We start from the raw sequence: 19,336 nt of genomic DNA, 5'->3' as shown, positions 1-19,336 counted from the left end.
CTCACACATGGCTTGGACGAGAGAACAACTGGCTGAACGCGCGGCCAAAGAGCTGCAGGACGGTTTCTATGTGAACCTCGGCATCGGCATTCCGACCCTGGTGGCGAACTTCATCCCGGACGGCATGGACGTGACCTTGCAGTCGGAGAACGGCATGCTTGGCATGGGCCCGTTCCCGACCGAGGGCGAGGTGGACGCCGATCTCATCAACGCCGGCAAACAGACCATCACCGAGCTCAAGCAAACGAGCTATTTCAGCTCGGCCGACAGCTTCGGCATGATCCGCGGCGGACACATCAACCTGTCCATTCTGGGCGCGATGGAAGTGGCCGAAAACGGCGACATCGCCAACTGGATGATCCCGGGCAAGATGGTGAAGGGCATGGGCGGCGCGATGGATCTGGTCGCCGGCGTCCAACGCGTCGTGGTGATCATGGATCACACCAACAAGGCGGGCGACAGCAAGCTCTTGAAGGCCTGCACCCTGCCGCTGACCGGCCAGGGCTGCGTGGATCGTGTCATCACCACGCTGGGCGTGTTTGACGTGGTCGAGGACGGCCTGAAGCTCGTAGAGCTGGCCGATGGCGTGACTCTCGATGAGATCGCCGAGAAGACCGAAGCCAAATACACGGTGGCTGAGGAGCTAGCGGCTTAACCGGTGTCAGTGGCGCTGAAGTAAAAACCCCGGGGCCGATGCTCCGGGGTTTTTCTTTGTCATCCGCTCGTCTGCCTCAACACACCGGCACGTTCACCGCGAGACCTCCTGTAGAGGTCTCCTTGTATTTGTCATTCATGTCGGCGGCGGTTTGGGCCATGGTCTCGATCACCTGATCGAGTGAGACTTTGTAGTCCGCATCCTCGCTCATCAGCGCCAGGCGCGCCGCGTTGATCGCCTTGATCGCGCCGATGGCGTTGCGCTCGATGCAGGGGATCTGCACCAGCCCGCCGACCGGGTCACAGGTAAGGCCCAGATTATGCTCCATGGCGATCTCGGCGGCGTTCTCGATCTGACGGTTCGTACCGCCCAGCGCAGCGGCCAAACCGCCGGCCGCCATGGAACACGCCACGCCTACTTCACCTTGGCAGCCCGCTTCCGCGCCTGAGATCGACGCGTTCTGCTTGTAAAGCGCGCCAATGGCGGCGGAGGTCAGGAAGAAGCGCGCAATGGCGTCGGGATCATTCGTGCGGCGGTGGTGGCGATCATAATAGCGCAAGACCGCCGGGATAATGCCCGCTGCACCATTGGTGGGCGCAGTGACGACCTTGCCGCCGGCCGCGTTCTCTTCGTTCACCGCCATGGCCCACAGATTGACCCATTCCATGGAGGCGAGAGGATCCGTCTCCGCCCGTGCGGCTTCCGCCATCAACTTGTCGCGCATCAGGGGGGCGCGGCGTTTGACGTTCAAACCACCGGGCAATTCGCCGCGCTGGCGTACGCCGCGCTCAATGCAGTCTTCCATGGTCTGGGTCACGCTGGCGATCCAGCCGCGCACGTCGCTTTCTTCACGGAAGGCGGTTTCGTTGGCCATCATCAGCTCTGGGATCGTCAGACCTTCGCGGTCGCAAATCTCCAGCAGCTCATCACAGGAATTGAACGGATAAGGTTCGCCCTTGAGCGCTTCTGCCGCTGAATTGCGGCCCGCTTCCGCCTCGTCAATGACGAAGCCGCCACCGATCGAATACCAGATCTCCTCGCGCAGAGGTTCGCCAGACTCGTCAAAAGCGATGAACTTCATGGCGTTGGAGTGAAAGGGCAGACGCTTGGAACCGTTAAACAGCAGATCCGTGTCCCAGTTGAAACCGATCTCGTGCGTATCCAGCAGTTTCAGCGTCTTGTCAGCCTTGATGCGCTCGACACGCGCGGGCAGGGCGTCCGGGTCCGCGCCTTCGGGCGTCACGCCTTCTAGCCCCCACAGAATAGCCTTGTCCGTCGCGTGGCCGGAGCCGGTGAGCGCCAGGGAGCCATAGGCTTCCGCTTGCACGTGTTTGACGCTGGACAAGCCATGCTCTTCATCCACACGTTCGAGAAACAGGCGGGCCGCCTTCATCGGCCCTACCGTGTGCGAGCTCGAGGGACCGACGCCGATCTTGAACAGGTCGAAAACGCCAAAATGCATGACTTAATCCAGGCCCTGACCATGATCTGGCGTAAAGGCGTTAAAGCATATCAGGGTCTGGGTGTCCTTCACCCCGTCAATCGTCTGCACCGACTTGTTCACGAAACGCCCGATATCGGCGTCATCCTCGACGGCGAACTGGGCTAGCAGGTCAAATTCGCCCGACACAGAATGCACCTGACGGGTCTCGCTGACTGTATCGACGATGGCGGACGCCACGTCATAGGTGCGGCCCAGTTCGCATTTGATGAAGATGTAGAAGCTGCGCATGGAAGACCTCCGAGGCGAGATTAAAGCTGTGTGCGAACGGTCCAGAGTTCCGGGAACAGGCGCAGATCAAGCGCCTTGACGAGATAGCTGACACCGCCGGAGCCGCCAGTGCCGCGCCGAAAGCCGATGATCCGCTCGACCGTCTTCATATGGTTGAAGCGCCATTGCTGGAATTTCTGCTCCAGATCGACCAGTTTTTCGGCGAATTCATAGAGTTCCCACCATTTTGCGATGTCGAGATAAACCTCGCGCCACATCGCTTCGACCTCGGCGTTTGGCTCATAGGCTTTAGACCAATCCCGCTCAATGACGTCTGCGGGCAGCACAGCGCCTTTTCGGGCGGCGAGCTTCAATGTCTCATCATAAAGCGACGGCGCGTTGAGCGCGGCGGTCACGGCGGCGTGCGCCTCAGGCTCGTTGGCGAACACGCGGGCCAGCGCCGCGTTCTTGTTGCCCAGGCGATATTCGAGGATGCGATATTGATGGCTCTGAAAGCCCGAGCTCTGGCCCAGCGCATCACGGAATTTCAGGTAATCGGCTGGTGTCATGGTGGACAGCACAGACCAGGACTGGGTCAGCTGTTCCTGAATACGAGCGATGCGCGCCAGCATTTTCATGGCGGGGCGGACTTCATCGTTTTGCAGATGGGACAGGGCGCCATTGAGCTCGTGCAGACACAGTTTGAGCCAGAGCTCAGACGCCTGATGGATGATGATGAACATCATCTCGTCGTGCTCATCGGTCAGCGGCGTCTGCGCGCTGAGCACCTGATCCAGCCCCAGATACCGGCCATAGGACAGACCCGCGTCAGGATCCCAATGAATATCCTCGCCCTGAAGGTCGACAGATGTCTTGAACTGATCGCTCATACCGGTCCCGTTCGCCGCCACATCGCCCCGCATGTAGACAGGCTGAGCCAAGCGGGCAAGCCAAGAGGGCTCCTCTTCGCCAGAGCCGCAAAGGGTGCGACAGCCAGAAACGCCGTCCTAGACCAGAGTGAAGCGCAGAGGGGGCAGATCTGTGATGGAGGCCTCTATCTGGTCGCCTCGAACCACAGGTCCGACGCCGGCCGGTGTTCCGGTGAAAATGAGATCACCCGGCTCCAGGCGGAAAAGGCTCGACAGATGTGAAATCACTTCAGCGCTGGACCAGATCATCTGCGCCAGGTCACCCGACTGCCGGGTTTCACCGTTCACCGTCAGCGCAATCGAACCTTCGGAGGGTGAGTGCCCAGGACGGATCAGGCCGATAGGGGCAGACTGGTCAAAGCCTTTCGACGCATCCCAGGGACGCCCGTTTTTCTTGGCGACGGACTGCATGTCACGGCGTGTCAGGTCCACGCCGACCGCCGCGCCATAGATCATCATTTTCGCGCGTTCCGGGCTCAAATCCGCGCCGCCGGCGCCAAGCGCCAGCACAAGCTCCACTTCATGATGAAGGTCTTCAGTTGCGGGCGGGTAGGCGACTTCGCTGCGAGAAGTCACCGCATCACGGGGTTTGGAGAAAAAGAAGGGCGCTTCGCGATCGGGATCGGCGCCCATTTCACGGGCGTGATCGGCATAGTTTCGGCCGACGCAGTAAAGTCTCCGGACGGGAAACTGACCACCGCCCTCCACCGGAAGCAGTGTTTCAACCGGCGGGTTGATGACATAAGCGGTCATGGCGTGATCTTTCTGACTGACTCTCCTCACGAAACTAGCGAGCCTGCCGCCGACCGCAAGCTCCGGCTTACGCTTCCGGTGCGTCCGGTTTCGGAGGAATCGGAGCCTTGGACAGTTGGCCCAAAAGATCAATCGGCATGGGGAAGACGATGGTTTGCGTGCCTTCACTGCTGATTTCAGTCAGCGTGCCCAGATAGCGAAGCTGCAAGGCGCCGTCCTGGGACGACAGGACTTGCGCGGCTTCTGCGAGCTTGATCGAGGCTTGCTGTTCACCCTCCGCTGAAATGATTTTGGCGCGACGTTCACGCTCCGCCTCGGCCTGCCGCGCGATCGCTCGGATCATGGAGGAATCCAGATCCACATGCTTGATCTCGACATTGGCGACCTTGATGCCCCAGGCTTCGGTCTGGTCATCCAGGATTTGCTGGATGTCACTATTGAGCTTGTCGCGCTCGGCCAGCATTTCATCTAGTTCATGCTTGCCCAGGACAGAGCGCAGCGTGGTTTGCGCCAGCTGGCTGGTGGCCATGCGGAAATCCTCGACCTGGTTGATCGCCTTGGCGGGATCAATGATGCGGTAATACAGCACCGCATTCACCTTCACCGAGACATTGTCCTGGCTGATCACGTCCTGGCTGGGCACATCCTCGGCGACGGTCCGGATATCCACCCGAACCATTTGCTGGATGAAGGGGATCAGGAGGATTAGTCCAGGCCCTGAGGTCCCGGTATAACGGCCAAGTGTGTAAATCACCGCCCGCTCGTATTCGCGCAGGATTTTCAGCGCTGAGGAAATCACGCCGAAGGCGACAAACGCCAGGGCGACCCATAGGCCGAGATTCACGCCGAGTTCAGCCATGTTCAATACTCCGTCTTGCGCCAGTTGGGTGGCGGGTTCGATTGCTTGCTGAGGCTTCATCCGCTCGCCTTCACATTAAGGGTCAGTCCGACCAGCTTGGTGACCACGATGGTGTCACCGGGGCTCAACGTCGTCTTCGCCACCGCTTTCCAGCGCTCGCCCTGAACCTGAACAAACCCGGACTGTCCCGACCATTCAAGCACATGCCCCTGAGCACCGATAAGGCTTTTGCCCCCTGTGGTGACTTTGCGGGCCTGAGCGGCAAGGCCATAGCTGAGCATCGCAAACAACGTCCCGCCCAGCACGACGGCCATGACGGCGATCAATCGCCAGTCAATCCGGAAAGCAGGGGCGTCCGTCTCAATCAGCATCAGCCCACCCAGCACAAATGCGACCAATCCGCCCAGCGCCAGGAGCCCTGAGGACGCGAAAAAGGCTTCAGACACCAACAGGGCGAGCCCGAGCACCACCAAAGCAGCGCCCGCAAAATTCACGGGCAGGGTGTTCAGGGCGTAGAATCCGACGATCAGACAGATCACGCCCGCAATCGCGGTAACAGGCTCCAGCCCGTTATAGAAAGACACCAAAAGGCCCACAAAACCCAAGTTGACCAGCAAGAACGCGATATTCGGGTCTGTGATCACCGAGAGAATGTCTTCGGCGACGGTTTTCTCGATGCGTGTAATCTGCGCCTCCGCAACATTCAGAACGCGTTCCTCTCCGGACCCCAGAAACACGCTCTGACCGTCTGCCTGCGAAAGTAGGTCTGACAGATTATTCGCCCGGATTTCAATCACGCCCAGCGACAGGGCCTCATCCGCAGTCGCACTGACGCCGTCGCGCACCGCACGCTCCGCCCAATCCGCATTTCGGCCCCGCAGTTCGGCCAAGGACCGAATATAAGCCACGGCGTCATTCACGGCCTTATTGCGCAGGGCCTGAGCATTTCCAGTCGCGTTTTGTGGTGTTACGCCTGTCTCTTCCCCTGATCCCTCAGCAGCGCTTTCGAGCGCAGGATCAGTTCCTTCAGGCGCCGGGGCCTGTTCACCCCCTGGCATTCCGCCCAATTGCACGGGCGTCGCCGCGCCCAGAGAGGTGCCGGGCGCCATACCGGCGAGATGACTGGCGTAGAGGATATAGACGCCTGCGCTGGTCGCTCGCGCGCCCGAAGGGTGAACAAAAACGATCACCGGGGTTTGGCTGGACAAGATGGCGCGATTGATGTCGCGCATGGCCGTATCCAGGCCGCCAGGCGTATCCATTTCTACGATCAGGGCCTGTGCGGTCACCTGACCCGCCAGTGTAATGGCGCGCTGGATATAGGCGGACGTGGCGGGACCTATCGGTCCGATGATCTCTGCGCTCATGACACGCGCCTGATCCATTTCGGCCTGCCGCGCTGTGCTGTCTGCGACCCAGACGAGCGCGCCTAGCAGTATCAGGGTGAGCGCCAGAGCACGAAGTCTGAACCGGGCAGGGCGGCGCATCATGAGCGTCCTTCTTTGCGTCCTTAAGTGGATATACCTTAACCCAGTCTGAGGCCTGCATGAAGGAAAACCCGAACCCTATTTTGGTCTGTCCTTGCAGGCTTCCGTCTTGCGCGATCGATCTGAATGCGCCATCGCAGTGCCTATGACCCGATCTTCTTCTCCCTATGACGCTGTGGTTCTGGGCGGCGGCGCCGCCGGGCTGTTTTACGCCGGTCAAGCCGGGGCCTTGGGATTGTCCGTCCTGGTGCTCGATCACTCGCAAAAACCCGCTGAAAAAATTCGCATTTCAGGCGGCGGACGCTGCAATTTCACCAATCTGGGAACCCGGGCCTCCAACTTCCTCTCGGCCAATCCTCATTTCGCCAAATCCGCTTTGGCCCGGTACACACCGACTGATTTTCTGGCGCTGATGGAGCGTCATGGGCTGAGTTGGCACGAGAAGACTTTGGGTCAGCTGTTCTGCGATCAGAAATCGGGCGCGATCATCACCATGCTGCTTGATGAAATGCGCAATGTGGGCGCAGTGCTCAAGCTCGGCGTCGAGGTCTCACAAGTGGTCAAAACGGATGATCTGTTTGAGCTGACAACCTCAGACGGTCCTGTCAAAGCCCGCCGACTGGTCATAGCCACAGGCGGGCTCTCCATCCCGAAGATTGGCGCGACCGGTTTCGCCTATGATCTGGCGCGCCAGTTCGGACATGAGATCATCACGCCTGAGCCCGCCCTAGTGCCGCTGACGTTTGAAGGCGAGGCCAAGGCCGACTTCGCCAGCCTGGCCGGGGTTTCCACACCGGTAATCGCCAGTGCTGGCGATGGCAGGTTTGAAGAAGGGATGCTCTTCACACATCGTGGATTATCGGGGCCGGCAATCTTGCAGGTCTCCTCCTATTGGCGACCGGGCGATGAAATCGAGATCGATCTGTTTGCCGGCGGTCAGGGCGCAGAGCGCCTTAAGACACTGAAGAAAGACATGCCCATGAAGTCGCTGGGCAAGGCGCTCGAAACTATCCTGCCCAAGCGCCTTGTCGATCACCTGGATCAAGGCGGTCAATTGCCGAATTGGCCGCGACTGGCGGATATTGCCCACACCGATTTGGAAGCGCTTGCAAACGCCCTGTCGCACTGGCGCCTGAGGCCTGCAGGCACCGAGGGGTATCGCACCGCTGAAGTAACGCTCGGGGGCGTTGATACGGCGGGCCTGTCGTCCAAGACCATGGAAAGCCGGAAGTGTCCGGGGCTCTATTTCATCGGCGAATGCGTCGATGTAACAGGCTGGCTGGGCGGTTATAATTTTCAATGGGCCTGGGCCAGCGCCTATGCGGCCGCGCAAGCAAGCGTGGACTATTGAACAAATGCAGAGCAGCCCTGATCAGATTGCAGACACCCAGAAAGCGCCTACACAGACGAGGACAGCGACTCCGACCAGTGCCTTTTTGTAGTGCGCTTTCATAGCGCTGGAGAGGAGTGCATATCCGAACCCGGCGCTGCACAAGATGATTGCGGCAACCAGAAAGTCAAAACCATTCCAACGCACTTGATTTGTTAGCTGCATTGCAATCATGGGCACAAGCAATAGCATTGCTGGTGCAGCGGTCCATGCCATCAATCGCTGTGCGCGATGAGTTCTAATACAATTGCTCATCGCTTAGCCCGCCTGCAACTCTTCAGCGACGATACTGTGTCGACACTCAGGCGGCAATCGAGAGTGGGGCTGTGCCTGTTGCGGCTTTCCCAGAGTGTTCTGATCCAGAGCGTCCTGGCCGTGAAGAAAAAATCGTTCAAGCGCACAGACCAACTCGCGCAGGGGCCTGTTTTGTCAGGCTGTCAGTCGCGGGTTAGGGGCGGTCATATCTAGGGGCGTGTGGCGGAGGGGGAGGGATTCGAACCCCCGGAACCTCGCGGCTCAACGGTTTTCAAGACCGCCGCAATCGACCACTCTGCCACCCCTCCGTCACACAGTTACTAGCCTGCGATGGGGGGCTGGCACAAGCTGGCGCTGACGCGACGTGCAGTATTTCGTGCAGCTCATAACTCACACACGTTCCAAACCTTAAAGATCGTTTGGATGCTGATCATGGTGATACAGGATCCTTGCTGCAATCAGACCCCGTGTCTTGCGTACTTTCGCCACACTGACGATGAATTAGACTGAGGTCAGCAGTCAGGTTCAGCTCATGCATGCACGTCTCTCAATCAAGACCGTTTATTGCCTCTGGTTTCTATCAGCCATCGCCCTGGCGGCCTGTTCGGTCCAGTCTCCACCTCCAGCACGGCCTGATTTGCAGCCAGTCTCGGCGCCCTCCCACAGAACACCCATCGCGCCTGACCTCGTACCGTCACTCGCACCGCAAAGTGTGCAAGTTGGTCTCGCCAGCTGGTATGGTCCGGGGTTTGAAGGTCGGCAGACCGCCAATGGCGAGATATTCGATTCTTCGCTGCTCACCGCAGCACACCGGTCAATGCGCCTGCCCAGCCGGGCTCGCGTGACACGGCTGGACACCGGCAAGAGCATTATCGTGCGGGTCAATGATCGTGGTCCCTATATCGATGGTCGCCTGATCGACCTCAGCCATGCCGCCGCTCAGGCCTTGGGCTTTGAGCATGACGGGCTGGCTGAAGTGCGCGTGGAAGGGCTTGGCCCCGCTGACCCTGAAGACCGCGAGGCGCCGCCCATCTTCTTTGACCCGTCAATCGGGCCGCCAGGCGCTCACAATCCTGCAAACACCCAAAATCTGGGCGATACGCTTCAGCCCGGTTCCGATGAAGGCTAGGGTGTTCCCAATCGCTCACCGATTCCGCTGCAACCGCCAAACTGGGACCACTCTCATGCGTCGACTGCTTTGCCTGTTCGCCCTGATCACCCTGAGCCTGACGCCTGCAACGGCGCTGGCCCAGAGTGCGTTTGATACGCGCGCCTCATATGCGGTGATCCTGGATCATGAGACCGGGGACATGCTGTTCTCCAAAAATGGCGACACGCCCATGCCGCCGGCAAGCATGTCCAAGCTGATGACCGCCTTGATGGTGTTTGAAGCGCTTGAAGACGGACGACTGACCCTGGAAACAACCCTGCCGGTGAGCGAGAACGCCTGGCGCCGGGGCGGCGCAGCGTCCGGCTCTTCCACCATGTTTCTGGATGTGAACTCACGCGCAGCGGTGGGCGACCTCATCCGCGGGATCATCGTTCAGTCCGGCAATGACGCATGCATCGTGGTCGCAGAGGCGCTGGGCGGCACTGAAGAGAATTTCGCCCAGATGATGACCGAACGCGCACATGAACTGGGGCTTGAGAGCGCGAGCTTCGCCAACGCGACAGGCTGGCCTGACCCAGACCATCGCATCTCGGCGCTCGACCTGGCTCGTCTGGCCCGCCACATCATCACGGCCTACCCGCAATACTATGACATCTATGCGGAAAGCGAGTTCACCTATAACGGCATCCGTCAATTCAACCGCAATCCGCTACTTGGCGTATTCGAAGGCGCAGACGGGCTGAAAACCGGCCATACCGAAGAATCCGGTTATGGGCTGGTCGCCTCGGCGGAACGGGACGGCGTGCGCCGGATCGTGGTGTTCAACGGCATGGAATCCAATCGGGACCGCGCCGACGAGGCCGAGCGCCTGATGCGGGCCGCCTTCTCTGAATTCTCAACCCTGGATCTGGTGGCCGCTGGCGACGTACTGGGGCGCGCCGATGTTTATCTAGGGCTAGAGCCCACCGTTGAGCTGCGTACGTCTGAAGCCTTGTCGTTTGGTTTGCACCGCCGCGACCGCGACGGCGTGACTGCCGAGCTGGTGTATGAAGGACCGCTGCACGCACCCGTTCAGGAAGGCGATATCGTGGGGCGGCTTGATGTGACTTTACCTGATGGCCGGGAGCTGAGCGTACCGGTTGAAGCAGCCCAATCGGTGGCCCGCAAAGGTGCGTTTGGCCGCGCTGGGGCAGCGTTCGCACGCCTTATCCGCGGCGGCTGAAGGCATGACGCACGGACGATTTATCACCCTTGAAGGCGGCGAGGGCGCAGGCAAGACCACGCTCGCCAAAGCCCTGTCGGTCGGCTTGCAGGCCCAGGGCTGTAAAACCCTGATCACGCGCGAACCTGGCGGCACGCCCAACGCGGAAGCGCTGCGCCATTTGCTGGTGGAGGGCGAAACGGAACGCTGGTCTCCGCTGGCGGAGACCTTGCTGCTCTATGCGGCGCGCGCAGACCATGTAGAACGCCTGATCAAGCCGGCTCTGGAGGCTGGAACCTGGGTGATCTGCGACCGATTTTCAGATTCCACGCGCGCTTATCAGGGCGCAGCAGGCGGACTGGCCTCTGAGCGCATCGCTCAGATCGACTCCGCCTGCCTTGACGGCTTTGGACCGGATCTGACCTTCATGGTCGATCTCGACCCTGAGATGGGGCTCGAACGCACCAGAAAGCGCGGCGAAGAGGCGACGCGGTTTGAACGGCAACCGGGCGCCTTTCACCATGCCTTGCGTCAGGCGTTTCTCGAGATCGCAAACTCCGACCCTGGCCGCTGTGTGATCCTAGACGGATCTCAAAGCCCCGACATCGTTTTTGAGCGCGCAATGGCAGCCGTTAAAGACCGTCTGGAGGTCGCAGTGTGAGTGATGACGAACGGCCAGAAGCGGACCGGGAAGGGGGGCTGCCCCATCCACGACGGGTCTATGAGCTGTTTGGCCAGGACAAGGCGCTTGAGGACGCGCAATCCGCGATCGACAGCGGGCGGATTCACCATGCCTGGATGATTTCAGGCCCGAAGGGCGTAGGCAAAGCCAGCTTCGCCTACCGCCTGGCGCGTCGCCTGTTGGGGGCGCAAGCTCAGGGTGAAGGCGGATTGGCCAGCGCCCATGACGATCCGGTCTGCCGACGGCTTGAAGCGCTGTCACATCCAGATTTCTTGCTGATCCGTCGCCCCTATAATGACAAGACGGGCAAGCTGAAGGGTGAGATTCCGGTAGAGGAGGCTAGGCGGGCTCCGGAGTTTTTCTCCAAGAGCGCCAGCAGCAAGGGCTGGCGGGTCTGCATTGTTGACAGTGCTGATGAGCTAAACACCAATTCCGCCAACGCATTACTTAAAACTCTTGAAGAGCCGCCCAAGCGAGGCATCCTCATTCTGATCGTCAACACGCCCGGACGGCTGCTCCCGACCATTCGTTCGCGTTGCCGCCGCCTGATCTTGCGCGCGCCCAGCATCGAAGCCACGACTCAATGGCTGATCGAAGCCCACGCCATGAACGCCGACGACGCCCAGCGGGCCTCAGCGCTGGCCAATGGCGCACCGGGGCGCGCCTTGGCTCTGGCTGAAACCGACGCGCCGTCCATCAAGGCGACGATCGATGCCGCTCTTGAAAGCCTCCCTCGGCTGGATCGAGGCGCTATCGCCCAGATCACCGCCGCCGCCGGTCGCAAAGGCGGCGAACAGATCAAGCCGATTACGCTCGACTTTCTGATCGCCAACGCCCAGGACCGGGCCAGGGCCATGGCCTTGCAAAGCGGCGGCGCTGATCAGGCAGGCGCATGGGTGGATGCTGCGGATCGACTGACCCGTCTGGCGAGAGAAAGCGAAACGCTCTATCTGGACGCCAAACAAACTCTCTACGCTGCGTTCAGCCTTATGCAGGACGCGGCCCGCACCGAATAAGGCAGACATGCTGATCGATACTCATATCAATGTGCATGGCGATGCATACGCCGAGGATCTGGATCAGGTTCTGGACGCCGCCCGGGCGGCGGGCGTGTCACCGATGATCGCCATTTGCTGCCGACTTCATGAATTTGATGAGGTAGCCGCGATCGCGGACAAGCATGATGATGTCTATTGCACGATCGGTGCGCACCCCCATCACGCCAAAGACCGACCCGACATCACCGCTGATGAGCTCCTTGAGATCGCCAAGCACCCCAAAGTGGTCGCCATTGGCGAGACCGGCCTCGATTTCCACTACAATTACAGCCCGGCCGAGGATCAGTATCCGTCTTTGCGCGCCCATATCGAAGCAGCGCGACGCGCCGATCTGCCGATTATCCTGCACTGCCGTGAAGCGGACACGCAGATGGCGGATTTGCTGGAAGAGGAAATGGGGAAGGGGGCGTTTCGCCCGCTGCTTCATTGCTATACCGGCGGGGCCGAGTTAGCGCGACGCGCATCAGCCCTGGGGGCTTATTTCTCCGCCTCCGGCATCATCACATTCAAGAAAGCCGAAGATGTACGGTCGGTGTTTCGCGATATCGTGCCTGAAGATCGCGTCATCATTGAAACCGACTGCCCGTATCTGGCGCCAACTCCCCATCGCGGTAAGCGCAATGAACCAAGCTACTTACCTCATGTTCTTGAGAAACTGTGCGAGGTGAAGGGCTGGGATGCAGACGAGGGGGCGGCGCGCACAACGCAAGCAGCCTTGAGATTGTTTGACCGGATTGCAACGTCATGAGCGACGGGCCGGTTTTGCGCGCCCGCATCCTGGGCTGCGGATCTTCCGGCGGCGTGCCGCGTGTTGATGGCGATTGGGGCGATTGCGACCCGAAAAACCCGAAGAACCGCCGGCTGCGGTGCAGTTTGCTGGTCGAGCGCGCTGAGACCATGAGCGCTCTGAACGCCGGCGATGTGACACGAGTGCTTGTGGACACATCTCCCGATCTTCGGCAACAAATGCTCAATGCGAGCATTCCCACAATCGACGGCGTCGCATTCACGCACACTCACGCTGACCAGGCCCATGGCATTGATGATGTTCGTGCTTTCGTCTATCGCCGCGGAAAGCAGCTCACCGCGATCATGAGTCCGCAGACGCGGCAGCTCTTAAGGGAGCGTTTTGGCTATATTTTTGAAACTCCTGAAGGATCAGGCTATCCACCGCTTATGATCGACCGGATGCTCGATCCTGGCGAGACCGCCATCATTTCAGGGGCGGGCGGCGATATCGAGCTCTCCCTTTTTGATGTGCTCCACGGTCGCGAACCTTGTAGCGGCGTGCGCCTCGGACCGTTCGCGTACACGCCGGACGTCAACGGTCTGAACGACACTGCGATGACGACTCTGCGCGGCGCAATGGTTTGGATCGTCGACGCCTTGCGCGACAAACCCCATCCGAGCCATGCCCATGTCAATTTAACGCTCGACTGGATCTCTCAGATCAAGCCAGAGCTTAGCCTGCTGACCAACCTTCACATCGATCTTGATTACAAAGACTTGCTCAAGCGCCTGCCTGAGGGCGTCAGACCGGCTTATGACGGCCTGGAAGTGACGATACGCCTGAGAGACAATACGATTATCGACCTGTCTCGCGCCTGATAGAACACTCATTATTTCTCATAATATATCTTATGCGTCATTTTGTAGAAGCGGCAGTTAAGTCATATCCGGCTTCAGATCGTAAGAAATGTCGCACTTCGTGTGCTCCATGCCCTGCCATGCCCGTCGTTCAAACATCAGGCTCAATGGCTGGCTCCCCCCCAATTCCTGAGGGCGGCGTTCGACCTCGTGCAAAACCCTGCGTTAATCAGGATCGATATCTTGATATACGCAGAACCTCATCAAGCTCACATCAAGATTTCATGGGGTCTGGAGGAGCACATGTCGTCCGCCACGCAACTTTCAGAATTGCGCCGCACCTTCCTCAGTCGCGCACATGAAGACATTCTGGCGCTCCACGAACGACTTGATGACGCCGATAACCCTGAAACCTCGCGCACGCTTCTGCATGAAATCGTCCAGCTGTCGCATCGCCTGTTAGGGTCTTACGGCTCGTTTGGCTTTCCAGCCATGGCGCGCAATTTTGAGCTCATTGAAGACGTCGCGCTAAGCCAGATGTCTGAAACCACGATCGCACTACCTCTTCTGACGCAAACCCGCCTGCCCGGCATGATCGCCGACATGGTCGAACAAGCGAGCTTGCTTGAAAATCTTGGTTATGAGCCGCATCCGACAGAGGCGAGCCTGACCCCGCTTGTGGATCGCGAAGATCAGAAGAGCATTCTGTTCGTCGATGATGACGTCGCTCTGCATGGCCTCGCAGAAATGTTTCTGAAAGAGGAAGGTTACGCCGCTATCGCCTGTGAAACATGCGCCAAAGACGCCGCGGACTACCTTTCACACAGCCTCGTTGACGCCATCATCTGTGATTGGCAGCTCGAGGGTGATACCGGACTGGACCTCCTGAGAAAGCTGAGATCTGGCGGATTACGCCCATCAAAAGAGACACCGTTCATATTCATGACGGTGCCTTCCTCCAAACAAGCCATTGAACGCGCGGGGCTCTATCGTCCTGACGGCTATCTGCTCAAGCCTTTTGATGCGCAACGCCTTCATAGCGTACTGGCGCGCGCCTTGATAAACTGACCAAACATCTTGGGTAACGTTTCAAATACAACACTGGCATACGCTATCTGCACGCAAGTTGGAGATACGCATGCCAGGCGCCAATCCAAGACGTGTCGTTGAACAGTTCTGCACAAGATTTCCAGATCAGCTCGTCAGCCTGACTCGTATTGTCGGGAATGAGAAAGCATCCCAGTTCCAACTCAAGCGCAATTTGAAAAAGCTACATGAAGAAAGTCACCGCCTCAAAGGCGCCAGCTATTGCATGGGCTTTCCAAGGATCGGTGCTGAGTTTTTCAAGCTTGAGCAAGACACGCAGCGCCTGCTGGACTCCGAAGAAGACGTCACACCCAAGTTGATGGAGCGCATTTACCTGGACCTCTCAAGGATCGCCAAACTGAGACGCAGTGTTGATCCTGAGCAATCCAAACTTGTGCAGAGTTTTGAAAATCCGGTCCGGCAAACCTTGGGCGACGCCGATGCCGCAGCCCTGAAGCAGCTATTGAAAGCCCAGCATCTTTTATTTGTCGAAGACGATATCTCAGTGCGAAATCTGGTTCGTGAGTTGCTGTCTGACATGGGTGTTGGCGAAATCCGGATGGCGAACTCCGGTCAGGAAGCGCTGGACGTCATGCGCAGTTTCACGCCGACACTTGTCATATCTGACTGGCACATGAAACCTGTGGATGGGTTGGCTCTGCTGCGGCAGATCCGCTCCGGCGCAACGCCCTTGAAGGTGCAGACGCCGGTGATCTTCCTGACCTCTGAAAACAACGCTGAAAATATCCACACCGTCATTCGTAATGGCGTAGACCACGTCCTGGTCAAACCGTTTAATCGCTCAGTGGTCACACGCGCGATTGCCCGTGTCGTGCAACAAAATCAAAGAGCGCATTAGAGCTTCGAAGCCTCTATCCGGCTCCATATCTCCCTCACCTGTTCGGGTAAGGTCATTGGGTCAAAAGGCTTGATGATGACGGACTGTGCACCGGCTCCGATATAGGTATCGAGCTCGTGCGATTGCGCCTTGGCCGTCATGAACACGACCGGCGTTGTCGCGAATTGCTCGCTGCTGCGCAATGCGCCCAACACCTCAAGTCCGTTCATGCCCGGCATCATCATATCAAGCATGATCATCTGCGGATGACTATCCGGCAGCCCTTCCAGCGCACTGGGGCCATCCTCGAATAATTGAACCTGATACCCGCCAATATCGCTCAATGAGAGCTCTAGTATGGTTCGGATATCGAAATCATCTTCGACGCAACAAATTCGTTCCAGCTCAGCCATGAAGTGAATACCTTAGCCAATGCCTTGATAGAGCTTTGAAAAAGTCTCATCCATCTCGTCTGAGACAGATGCGCTCGCCGAGGATGCAATGGGCAGTGTGATGTGAAAGACGGTCCCTGCCCCGACGGTCGTGTCAAAACTGACCTCGCCATCAAACGCCTCAATAAGAGTTTTGGTGATGTTCAGTCCCAATCCATTTCCGCCAACACGGCGTGTGGTGGAGCTATCGGCTTGGGAGAACCGGTCAAACAGGCGAGCCTGAAAGTCTTCCGGTATGCCCGGACCATTATCGGAGACTGAGATACGAATGCTGTCACCCGACAGTCTTCGCGTCGAGATTGTAACCACTTCGCCGTTTGGTGAATACTTCGCTGCGTTCGACAACAGATTCACAAGCGCCTGGTTGAAGCGCGAGACATCCAGGCGCACCGGCGGGTCATCGGCCTGAAGGTCCAGCTTGAACGTCACGCCATGCTCTTCGCCAAGCATGCGATGACTTTCCACCACATCCTGAACCAGGTCATCGCAAGGGATGATCTGCATGCGGTATTCAAGCTTGCCGGCGGCGATCTTCTCCAAATCCAGGATGTCATTGACCAGAAGGGTCAGACGATCGCAGCTGCGCTGCGCCATGTTCAATAGCATCGAGGCTTTGTCATCATCATTGAGCTTTGTTTCGAGACGTTTTTTGAGCAAGCTCAGGGAACCGAGCATTGAGGTCAGAGGCGTTCTAAGCTCATGATTTACAGTTGAAACAAACTCATCCTTCATCACTTCCATCTGCTTTCGCGCGCTGATATCGCGCATCAGCAGACTGAACAGCAATGTGTCAGGTCTCTGCACTTCACTGAGCGTCAGCTCCACGTGTAAAGGCGTTGAGTTTTTCTGTTTGGCGACAGCCTCGAACGTTTCCCCTACAAGTTGGCTATCGATAAAGCAGGGAATGTGTTTGAAAGCCCCGTCACGTTCAAGGCGCGCGCCGTCAGGAAGCAGCACCGAAACATCCTGTCCGACCAATTCGTTTTCAGCATATCCGAACATGAAACTGGCGGCCGGGTTCATCGCCTGAATGGCGCCGTCTGGCGTAATCAGGATCAGTCCATCGATGATGTTTTCTATCGTGTTGGCGGTTAGCTCGTTCTCTTCCAACGTTCGGATCATGTCGCAGAAAGCACGCCCGAGCTCACCGATTTCATCATTGTCGCTGATCGCAAGATCCATCGGAGTGCGGTTCTGGGCATAACTGCGCACCGCATTGGTCAACTGCCCCAAAGGACGTGTCAGGCTGGTGACAAACAGCAAAGACCCGATCGCGGTCAGAACAACCAGGTTGACAGCGAGCAATATGGATTGTTTGCGAATGGCGTACGCACCGCTCATCAATTCATGCGTCGGTTCGCCGACCAGGATGCGGAAACCGAGCCCTCCACCATTACGTCCAGTATGGAAGCTGTATGAGGCATATGTGAACCCGTCCGCCTCATAGAGATTATCACCGTCCCGACTAAGCAGTTCCGGCGGATCAAAGCTCTCCTGGAAAGAGAATTGCGAATGCGTCATGCCATCGGTCGGGCTGTAATGAATGTAATTATTGTAAGAATCAGAAATGTATACGTTATAGGTGGGCGTTACGGCGGCCAGCGCGTTCTCAAGTACGATGCGGATGTCGGCATTGATCACCAACAGTCCATAAAGTTGACCATCGGGCCTTGCGACAGGGAGAACCGTTCTGACAGTCGGCATCAGGTCAGGAGCGGGCGCCCCCTGCTCTCTATTGACGGTAATCGGAGAGGTATATGTTGAGGTAGGCTCCATTGAGAGGGCGGCTTGAAAGTAGAATTCTTCGCTTTTGCGCTGAAGCGCCGACCGGGGCACAACATTGATCTCCCCTTGCAGTCGATCCACACGGACAACTTCACGTCCCTGATCCGCCAGTCCGATAAGCCGCAATTGGGTGTACTCGTTCTGAACCAGTAGAAGAGACGTGAAAACCGCTTCCAGGCGTTCCCGCCAAGTATCAATCAGACTGCCATCGTACGGATCAACACCGGCATTCGCCTGCGCCCGGATTATCCCATCAATCGGAGGTGTATTCCTGAGGATCAAAGCGTGGTCGTTAGCAACCTGGAACGCACTTTTGACATGTGCTGAAATCGCTCGCGCTTCAGCGTATAATTCCGCCTCTGCTGCAGTACGGCTTATTGATCGCGCCTGGATAAAGTTTGCGAAGCCGACAACCATGGCCACCGATACGGTGACGGTGACCACCAACACCAATATTCTGGTTCGCAATGAGACGGACATGAGGACAAACAGACTTGCAGCGAACACAACCAGTGAACGCAGTCAGAGTCGCTTGCGCCACTAAAGAATTATTAAACCATCAAAACAAACCGCTCTGGCGGACACATTCCACTCCTCAAAATCTCCCGAAGCACCGCGGTGGAAACCACCCTTGGAAGCGTCCATGACCGATACATCAACACCGAAAACCGGCTTTCCTCACCGAAACCGAGACGCGATCAATGCAAGCCAGACTGGCGCGCTCGACCGTTTGCTTGCGATCATGGACCGGCTGCGGGACCCTGATGGCGGATGTCCGTGGGATGTTGAGCAAAGCTTCGCCTCCATAGCGCCATACACAATTGAAGAAGCCTATGAAGTCGCGGACGCGATTGAACGCCAAGATATGGCGGACCTGAGAGACGAGCTCGGTGATCTCTTGTTTCAAGTGGTGTTCCACAGCCAGATGGCTCAAGAGGCCGGCCTGTTTCAGTTCGAAGACGTAGCGGACGCAATCAGCGAAAAAATGTTGCGTCGTCACCCCCATGTGTTCGCGGACGCGGATCCGCGTGACGCTCAGGACCAGATCAATGCCTGGGAGCTCGTAAAGGCTGAAGAGCGCGCCAGAAGCGGCAAGACTGACAGCTCTGTCCTGGCCAATCTGCCCGTCGCCCTTCCCGCCCTGCTACGCGCTGAAAAGCTGTCAAAACGCGCCGCGCGGGTGGGGTTTGACTGGCCAGATCTGAGCTCGGTATTCGACAAGATCCATGAAGAAATCGAAGAGGTCAAAGAAGCAATTGAAGAGAAAGACCCTGCGCATATTCAGGAAGAAGTCGGGGATCTGCTCTTTGCCGTCGCCAATCTCGCTCGCAAGGTCAAAGTCGATCCCGAAAGCGCACTGCGCAGCGCCAACACCAAGTTTGACAGACGTTTTCGCGCTATCGAATCTCGGCTCAACGCGACAGGGTCCTCGGTTCAGGAGGCGGACCTTGACACCATGGAAGCGCTTTGGCTTGAAGTAAAAACCACCGAATAAGC

At 58.1% G+C, this 19,336-nt stretch carries 19 protein-coding genes and 1 tRNA gene; 11 read left to right on the top strand and 9 right to left on the bottom strand.

Annotated features, from left to right (window positions below; all coding sequences use genetic code 11):
• The first annotated feature begins 7 nt into the window (after positions 1-7).
• A complete protein-coding gene (locus ACP154_RS12170) occupies positions 8-655 on the top strand; it encodes a CoA transferase subunit B (protein ID WP_421858815.1) in 648 nt (215 codons plus the stop codon).
• 76 nt (positions 656-731) lie between these two features.
• Here the strand turns inward: ACP154_RS12170 and ACP154_RS12165 are convergent, their stop codons facing one another.
• The 6 genes from ACP154_RS12165 to ACP154_RS12140 form a co-directional block, all read right to left on the bottom strand.
• Complete coding sequence (locus tag ACP154_RS12165) at positions 732-2,117, bottom strand: L-serine ammonia-lyase (RefSeq protein ID WP_133723268.1); 1,386 nt, start codon at positions 2,115-2,117, stop codon at positions 732-734.
• Positions 2,118-2,120: 3 nt separating this feature from the next.
• Positions 2,121-2,387: an Lrp/AsnC ligand binding domain-containing protein gene (locus tag ACP154_RS12160; protein ID WP_107713206.1), complete on the bottom strand. Its 267-nt coding sequence runs from the start codon at positions 2,385-2,387 to the stop codon at positions 2,121-2,123.
• A gap of 20 nt (positions 2,388-2,407) precedes the next feature.
• Positions 2,408-3,256: a tryptophan 2,3-dioxygenase gene (gene kynA, locus ACP154_RS12155; RefSeq protein ID WP_421861460.1), complete on the bottom strand. Its 849-nt coding sequence runs from the start codon at positions 3,254-3,256 to the stop codon at positions 2,408-2,410.
• A gap of 117 nt (positions 3,257-3,373) precedes the next feature.
• A complete protein-coding gene (locus ACP154_RS12150) occupies positions 3,374-4,048 on the bottom strand; it encodes a fumarylacetoacetate hydrolase family protein (RefSeq protein WP_421858818.1) in 675 nt (224 codons plus the stop codon).
• Positions 4,049-4,115: 67 nt separating this feature from the next.
• Complete coding sequence (locus ACP154_RS12145; RefSeq protein WP_421858821.1) at positions 4,116-4,907, bottom strand: slipin family protein; 792 nt, start codon at positions 4,905-4,907, stop codon at positions 4,116-4,118.
• 56 nt (positions 4,908-4,963) lie between these two features.
• Complete coding sequence (locus ACP154_RS12140) at positions 4,964-6,397, bottom strand: NfeD family protein (RefSeq protein WP_421858824.1); 1,434 nt, start codon at positions 6,395-6,397, stop codon at positions 4,964-4,966.
• Between the two features lie 142 nt (positions 6,398-6,539).
• On the opposite strand from ACP154_RS12140, the gene ACP154_RS12135 reads away from it, so the two are divergent.
• Entirely contained in the window at positions 6,540-7,745 is a 1,206-nt protein-coding gene (locus tag ACP154_RS12135; protein ID WP_421858827.1) for an NAD(P)/FAD-dependent oxidoreductase, read from the top strand.
• Between the two features lie 514 nt (positions 7,746-8,259).
• Here ACP154_RS12135 and ACP154_RS12130 read toward each other — a convergent pair.
• A tRNA-Ser gene (locus ACP154_RS12130) sits at positions 8,260-8,347 on the bottom strand.
• 404 nt (positions 8,348-8,751) lie between these two features.
• Between ACP154_RS12130 and ACP154_RS12125 the strand changes: the two genes are divergently transcribed.
• From ACP154_RS12125 to ACP154_RS12090, 8 genes are all read left to right on the top strand, one after another.
• Complete coding sequence (locus tag ACP154_RS12125) at positions 8,752-9,168, top strand: septal ring lytic transglycosylase RlpA family protein (RefSeq protein ID WP_421858830.1); 417 nt, start codon at positions 8,752-8,754, stop codon at positions 9,166-9,168.
• 55 nt (positions 9,169-9,223) lie between these two features.
• On the top strand, positions 9,224-10,372 hold the full coding sequence (locus tag ACP154_RS12120) for a D-alanyl-D-alanine carboxypeptidase family protein (RefSeq protein WP_421858832.1): 1,149 nt from the start codon (positions 9,224-9,226) through the stop codon (positions 10,370-10,372).
• A gap of 4 nt (positions 10,373-10,376) precedes the next feature.
• Positions 10,377-11,012: a dTMP kinase gene (tmk, locus tag ACP154_RS12115; protein ID WP_421858835.1), complete on the top strand. Its 636-nt coding sequence runs from the start codon at positions 10,377-10,379 to the stop codon at positions 11,010-11,012.
• Positions 11,009-12,049, top strand: coding sequence for a DNA polymerase III subunit delta' (locus ACP154_RS12110; protein ID WP_421858837.1), 1,041 nt, complete (start codon positions 11,009-11,011; stop codon positions 12,047-12,049). The genes tmk and ACP154_RS12110 overlap by 4 nt, the downstream gene beginning before the upstream one ends.
• Positions 12,050-12,056: 7 nt before the next feature.
• Positions 12,057-12,839 (top strand): TatD family hydrolase, encoded by a 783-nt coding sequence (locus tag ACP154_RS12105; protein WP_421858840.1) that lies wholly within the window; start codon positions 12,057-12,059, stop codon positions 12,837-12,839.
• Positions 12,836-13,699, top strand: a complete 864-nt coding sequence (locus ACP154_RS12100; protein ID WP_421858842.1) for an MBL fold metallo-hydrolase — start codon at positions 12,836-12,838, stop codon at positions 13,697-13,699. Before ACP154_RS12105 ends, ACP154_RS12100 begins: the two co-directional genes overlap by 4 nt.
• Before the next feature lie 282 nt (positions 13,700-13,981).
• The gene (locus ACP154_RS12095) at positions 13,982-14,746 is read left to right on the top strand and encodes a response regulator (RefSeq protein ID WP_421858846.1); all 765 of its coding nucleotides are present in this window, start codon (positions 13,982-13,984) and stop codon (positions 14,744-14,746) included.
• Between the two features lie 70 nt (positions 14,747-14,816).
• Positions 14,817-15,623, top strand: a complete 807-nt coding sequence (locus ACP154_RS12090; protein ID WP_421858849.1) for a response regulator — start codon at positions 14,817-14,819, stop codon at positions 15,621-15,623.
• On the opposite strand, the gene ACP154_RS12085 is transcribed toward ACP154_RS12090, so the two are convergent.
• Together ACP154_RS12085 and ACP154_RS12080 are read right to left on the bottom strand one after the other, a co-directional pair.
• Positions 15,620-16,015, bottom strand: a complete 396-nt coding sequence (locus tag ACP154_RS12085) for a response regulator (RefSeq protein WP_421858852.1) — start codon at positions 16,013-16,015, stop codon at positions 15,620-15,622. The genes ACP154_RS12090 and ACP154_RS12085 overlap by 4 nt on opposite strands.
• 12 nt (positions 16,016-16,027) lie before the next feature.
• Positions 16,028-18,283: an ATP-binding protein gene (locus tag ACP154_RS12080; RefSeq protein WP_421861463.1), complete on the bottom strand. Its 2,256-nt coding sequence runs from the start codon at positions 18,281-18,283 to the stop codon at positions 16,028-16,030.
• A 199-nt stretch (positions 18,284-18,482) separates the two neighbouring features.
• Here ACP154_RS12080 and mazG point away from each other — a divergent pair, with 199 nt between their 5' ends.
• Complete coding sequence (gene mazG / locus ACP154_RS12075; protein ID WP_421858855.1) at positions 18,483-19,334, top strand: nucleoside triphosphate pyrophosphohydrolase; 852 nt, start codon at positions 18,483-18,485, stop codon at positions 19,332-19,334.
• The last annotated feature ends 2 nt before the right edge of the window (positions 19,335-19,336 follow it).

The sequence above is a fragment of the Oceanicaulis sp. genome (genome assembly GCF_965249665.1).
In the GTDB taxonomy this organism is placed as follows: domain Bacteria; phylum Pseudomonadota; class Alphaproteobacteria; order Caulobacterales; family Maricaulaceae; genus Oceanicaulis.
Note: the sequence above shows the minus strand (reverse complement) of the source record. Positions and strands in the feature narration are given on the sequence as shown.

Bases quoted from the DNA above. Each gene is read 5' to 3' on its own strand.
- ACP154_RS12120 (WP_421858832.1), top strand. From the start codon at position 9,224: ATGCGTCGACTGCTTTGCCTGTTCGCCCTGATCACCCTGAGCCTGACG.
- ACP154_RS12170 (WP_421858815.1), top strand. From the start codon at position 8: ATGGCTTGGACGAGAGAACAACTGGCTGAACGCGCGGCCAAAGAGCTG.
- ACP154_RS12100 (WP_421858842.1), top strand. From the start codon at position 12,836: ATGAGCGACGGGCCGGTTTTGCGCGCCCGCATCCTGGGCTGCGGATCT.
- ACP154_RS12160 (WP_107713206.1), bottom strand. From the start codon at position 2,387: ATGCGCAGCTTCTACATCTTCATCAAATGCGAACTGGGCCGCACCTAT.
- ACP154_RS12090 (WP_421858849.1), top strand. From the start codon at position 14,817: ATGCCAGGCGCCAATCCAAGACGTGTCGTTGAACAGTTCTGCACAAGA.
- ACP154_RS12145 (WP_421858821.1), bottom strand. From the start codon at position 4,907: ATGGCTGAACTCGGCGTGAATCTCGGCCTATGGGTCGCCCTGGCGTTT.
- ACP154_RS12085 (WP_421858852.1), bottom strand. From the start codon at position 16,015: ATGGCTGAGCTGGAACGAATTTGTTGCGTCGAAGATGATTTCGATATC.
- ACP154_RS12165 (WP_133723268.1), bottom strand. From the start codon at position 2,117: ATGCATTTTGGCGTTTTCGACCTGTTCAAGATCGGCGTCGGTCCCTCG.
- mazG (WP_421858855.1), top strand. From the start codon at position 18,483: ATGACCGATACATCAACACCGAAAACCGGCTTTCCTCACCGAAACCGA.
- tmk (WP_421858835.1), top strand. From the start codon at position 10,377: ATGACGCACGGACGATTTATCACCCTTGAAGGCGGCGAGGGCGCAGGC.
- ACP154_RS12105 (WP_421858840.1), top strand. From the start codon at position 12,057: ATGCTGATCGATACTCATATCAATGTGCATGGCGATGCATACGCCGAG.
- ACP154_RS12095 (WP_421858846.1), top strand. From the start codon at position 13,982: ATGTCGTCCGCCACGCAACTTTCAGAATTGCGCCGCACCTTCCTCAGT.
- kynA (WP_421861460.1), bottom strand. From the start codon at position 3,256: ATGAGCGATCAGTTCAAGACATCTGTCGACCTTCAGGGCGAGGATATT.
- ACP154_RS12150 (WP_421858818.1), bottom strand. From the start codon at position 4,048: ATGACCGCTTATGTCATCAACCCGCCGGTTGAAACACTGCTTCCGGTG.
- ACP154_RS12140 (WP_421858824.1), bottom strand. From the start codon at position 6,397: ATGATGCGCCGCCCTGCCCGGTTCAGACTTCGTGCTCTGGCGCTCACC.
- ACP154_RS12135 (WP_421858827.1), top strand. From the start codon at position 6,540: ATGACCCGATCTTCTTCTCCCTATGACGCTGTGGTTCTGGGCGGCGGC.